Here is a 278-nt window from a genome sequence, read left to right as displayed (position 1 = left end):
AGGATTGGAAAGTTTAGGATTATTGCAAACCTATCAACCCGATCATTCGGTCATAAAAGCTTTACTTTCATGCCAACCAGAAGATTTTTACACACGGGAGATTGCAGCACGCCAATATTATCATTTGTCTCCTTATGGGCGGTTTGCTTCTTTGATTGTGTCGCACAACAGCACCAAGCCGCAGAATGTTATGCGCGTGTATTACATCAAGCTCGTGCACCGGGGGGAAATATCTTGCTTAATAAATCAACAGAGACATCACCCTTATTCGTACAACA

The 278-nt window shown here is 42.4% G+C and carries 1 pseudogene; it reads left to right on the top strand.

Going from position 1 to position 278, the window contains the following annotated elements:
• Positions 1–278: pseudogene (locus ACFINC_RS11470) on the top strand (hypothetical protein); the annotation flags it as partial.

The organism is Bartonella sp. AP58NXGY (genome assembly GCF_042195785.1).
In the GTDB taxonomy this organism is placed as follows: domain Bacteria; phylum Pseudomonadota; class Alphaproteobacteria; order Rhizobiales; family Rhizobiaceae; genus Bartonella.
Note: the sequence above shows the minus strand (reverse complement) of the source record. Positions and strands in the feature narration are given on the sequence as shown.